This window comes from Mesorhizobium sp. Primo-A, assembly GCF_003997175.1.
GTDB classification, from domain to species: Bacteria; Pseudomonadota; Alphaproteobacteria; order Rhizobiales; family Rhizobiaceae; genus Mesorhizobium; species Mesorhizobium ciceri.
In genome coordinates this window covers 280,001-283,733 of the sequence record NZ_RZTG01000010.1, presented here as the reverse complement: position 1 = coordinate 283,733, position 3,733 = coordinate 280,001, and the positions used below count along the sequence as shown (strand labels likewise).

Sequence of the window (3,733 nt, the reverse complement as noted above, 5' to 3'; positions counted from 1 at the left end):
GCAGCTTCGGCTTCGCTTTCGGGGGCCTGAGCCTGGGCAGATCGATGGCCACCCCAGCCGCATATCAAAACGGCGCGCGGGCATTTGTGGCTGGCGGGCTGTTTTTGATGTTGGTTTTGGGGAGAGGATTTGCGTTTTCTGTCTGGCGGCTTGGCTTGGCTGGTTGCGGGCGCCTGATGACAGGCCGGCAGCACAGCACGGCACAAAACAAAAAGCCCGCACGATGGCGGGCTTTTTTGAATTTGGTTGCGGGGACAGGATTTGAACCTGTGACCTTCAGGTTATGAGCCTGACGAGCTACCGGGCTGCTCCACCCCGCGTCAATTTTTGTGTAAGCCGAGGCCTACAGATAGGTATATGGCTGACCAAATGAAAGGGCCGCTTACGCGGCCCGTGATCCCTTGGCGGGCCATTTCATAAAGAGAAGATTTTTCTCCATCCGATTTGGATGTGAGATCAACGTGCGTTTGGCAGACCTGGCAGCGACCTACTCCCCCGCGTCTTGAGACGAAGTACCATCAGCGCTGGAGCGTTTCACGGCCGAGTTCGGAATGGGATCGGGTGCAGCCGCTCCGCCATAACCACCAGGTCGGCAAAACGCACGTTGTTCGAGAAGCTTTTGAGCGAAGGCGCACAAAGAGACATCGGCAGCGGAGCTGTCGGGTGCCTCTCGGGGCTGTTCGCTGGTCTTTGTGTGCCTTTACGGTTCTTGGTCTGGCGCCTTTCGAAGCGAAGCTTCGCAAGGTCGACCGACCGTCGGCGCTGATGCGCCGCACCCACGTAGCGCCGCCCGCAGGGCGGAACAAGCGTGAGTGAGAACAGACCATCTGACTTTGTCAGATGGGCATAAGGAATGAGAACGATCAAGCCGATCGAACTATTAGTACCGGTAAGCTTCAAGCGTTGCCGCTCTTCCACACCCGGCCTATCAACGTGGTCGTCTTCCACGGTTCTCAGGGAATACTCGTTTTAAGGTGGGTTTCCCGCTTAGATGCCTTCAGCGGTTATCCCGTCCGGATATAGCTACCCTGCTATGCGGCTGGCGCCACAACAGGTCCACCAGAGATCCGTCCATCCCGGTCCTCTCGTACTAGGGACAGATCCTTTCAATATTCCTACACCCACGGCAGATAGGGACCGAACTGTCTCACGACGTTCTGAACCCAACTCACGTACCGCTTTAAATGGCGAACAGCCATACCCTTGGGACCTGCTCCAGCCCCAGGATGCGATGAGTCGACATCGAGGTGCCAAACAACCCCGTCGATATGGACTCTTGGGGGTCATCAGCCTGTTATCCCCGGCGTACCTTTTATCCGTTGAGCGATGGCCCTTCCACGCGGGACCACCGGATCACTATGACCGACTTTCGTCTCTGCTCGACTTGTCAGTCTCGCAGTCAGGCAGGCTTATGCCATTGCACTCAGCGAACGATTTCCGACCGTTCTGAGCCCACCATCGCGCGCCTCCGTTACTCTTTAGGAGGCGACCGCCCCAGTCAAACTACCCACCATACATTGTCCCGGACCCGGATAACGGGCCGCGGTTAGACATCCATAGTAATAAGGGTGGTATTTCAAGGGTGGCTCCACCTGAGCTGGCGCCCAGGCTTCAAAGCCTACCACCTATCCTACACATGCCACTACGAATGCCAATGTAAAGCTATAGTAAAGGTGCACGGGGTCTTTCCGTCTAACCGCAGGAACCCCGCATCTTCACGGGGAATTCAATTTCACTGAGTCTATGCTGGAGACAGCGGGGAAGTCGTTACGCCATTCGTGCAGGTCGGAACTTACCCGACAAGGAATTTCGCTACCTTAGGACCGTTATAGTTACGGCCGCCGTTTACTGGGGCTTCGATTCAGAGCTTGCACCCCTCCTCTTAACCTTCCAGCACCGGGCAGGCGTCAGACCCTATACGTCGTCTTGCGACTTCGCAGAGCCCTGTGTTTTTGATAAACAGTCGCTACCCCCTGGTCTGTGCCACCCTCCTCTACTTGCGTAGAAAAGGGTCACGCTTCTTCCGAAGTTACGCGTGCAATTTGCCGAGTTCCTTCAGCATAGTTCTCTCAAGCGCCTTGGTATACTCTACCAGACCACCAGTGTCGGTTTCGGGTACGGTTTATAAGGAGGAGCTATTTCCTGGAACCACGCAGCAGCCCGTTCAATCCGATAAGATTGGACTACCTCAATGATCCGTCACTACCTCCAAGCCCACGAATATTAACGTGGTTCCCATCGACTACGCGTTTCCGCCTCGTCTTAGGGGCCGGCTAACCCTGCTCAGATTAGCTTTAAGCAGGAACCCTTGGTCTTTCGGCGGGGGAGTCTCTCACTCCCCTTACGTTACTCATGTCAGCATTCGCACTTCTGATACCTCCACCACCCCTCACGGGTATGGCTTCATCAGCTTACAGAACGCTCCGCTACCGCTTGGCCCTTGCGGACCAAACCCTAAGCTTCGGTGTATGGCTTTAGCCCCGTTACATTTTCGGCGCAAAGACCCTTATTTAGACCAGTGAGCTGTTACGCTTTCTTTAAATGATGGCTGCTTCTAAGCCAACATCCTGGTTGTTTTGGGATCCTCACATCCTTTCCCACTTAGCCATAACTTGGGGACCTTAGCTGTAGGTCAGGGTTGTTTCCCTTTTCACGACGGACGTTAGCACCCGCCGTGTGTCTGCCGACTAGTACTCCCAGGTATTCGGAGTTTGGTTAGGTTTGGTAATCCGGTGAGGACCCCTAGCCCATCCAGTGCTCTACCCCCTGGGGTATTCGGTCGACGCTCTACCTAAATAGATTTCGCGGAGAACCAGCTATTTCCGAGTTTGATTGGCCTTTCACCCCTAGCCACAAGTCATCCCGAACTATTGCAACAGTTATGGGTTCGGTCCTCCAGTAAGTGTTACCTTACCTTCAACCTGCTCATGGCTAGATCACTCGGTTTCGGGTCTAATGCGACGAACTGAACGCCCTGTTCAGACTCGCTTTCGCTGCGCCTACACCTAGCGGTTTAAGCTTGCTCGTCACACTAAGTCGCTGACCCATTATACAAAAGGTACGTGGTCACCCAGGACGAACCTTGGGCTTCCACTGTTTGTAGGCAATCGGTTTCAGGTACTCTTTCACTCCCCTTGTCGGGGTGCTTTTCACCTTTCCCTCACGGTACTAGTTCGCTATCGGTCATGCACGAGTACTTAGGCTTGGAGGGTGGTCCCCCCAATTTCAGACAGGATTTCACGTGTCCCGCCTTACTCGAGGACGATTGATTGCATTACGCGTACGGGGCTGTCACCCACTATGGCCCTACTTTCCAGAAGGTTCCGCTTGTCTCTCAATCGCCACTGGCCTGGTCCGGGTTCGCTCGCCACTACTTCCGGAGTCTCGGTTGATGTCCTTTCCTACGGGTACTTAGATGTTTCAGTTCCCCGCGTTCGCCACTTTACCCCTATGTATTCAGGGTAAGTTACCTATTATCGATACTTGGAAACCACAGCAGCAATCCGGCCTTGCGACCTTCTGGCTGCTCTGATTTTCCAAGTACCTTAGGTGGGTTTCCCCATTCGGAAATCTACGGATCAAAGGGTATTCGCACCTCCCCGTAGCTTATCGCAGCGTATCACGTCCTTCATCGCCTGTGCATGCCAAGGCATCCACCAATTGCCCTTAAGACACTTGATCGTTCTCATTGCCAATGCCCACCCGCGCAATCCCGAAGGGATTGTCGCTTCAG

General features: G+C 54.5%; 1 protein-coding gene, 1 tRNA gene and 2 rRNA genes. 1 reads left to right on the top strand and 3 read right to left on the bottom strand.

Annotated elements, in window-relative coordinates:
• The coding region (locus EOC83_RS33030) for a hypothetical protein (RefSeq protein ID WP_206516554.1) at nucleotides 1–265 on the top strand (265 nt) is incomplete at its 5' end.
• On the opposite strand, the gene EOC83_RS20310 is transcribed toward EOC83_RS33030, so the two are convergent.
• From EOC83_RS20310 to EOC83_RS20300, 3 genes are all read right to left on the bottom strand, one after another.
• A tRNA-Met gene (locus tag EOC83_RS20310) sits at nucleotides 244–320 on the bottom strand. The two genes, EOC83_RS33030 and EOC83_RS20310, sit on opposite strands and share 22 nt — an antisense overlap.
• Nucleotides 321–474: 154 nt before the next feature.
• Nucleotides 475–589 (bottom strand): 5S ribosomal RNA (rrf, locus tag EOC83_RS20305).
• Nucleotides 590–859: 270 nt separating this feature from the next.
• A 23S ribosomal RNA gene (locus EOC83_RS20300) occupies nucleotides 860–3,681 on the bottom strand.
• Nucleotides 3,682–3,733: the final 52 nt, after the last annotated feature.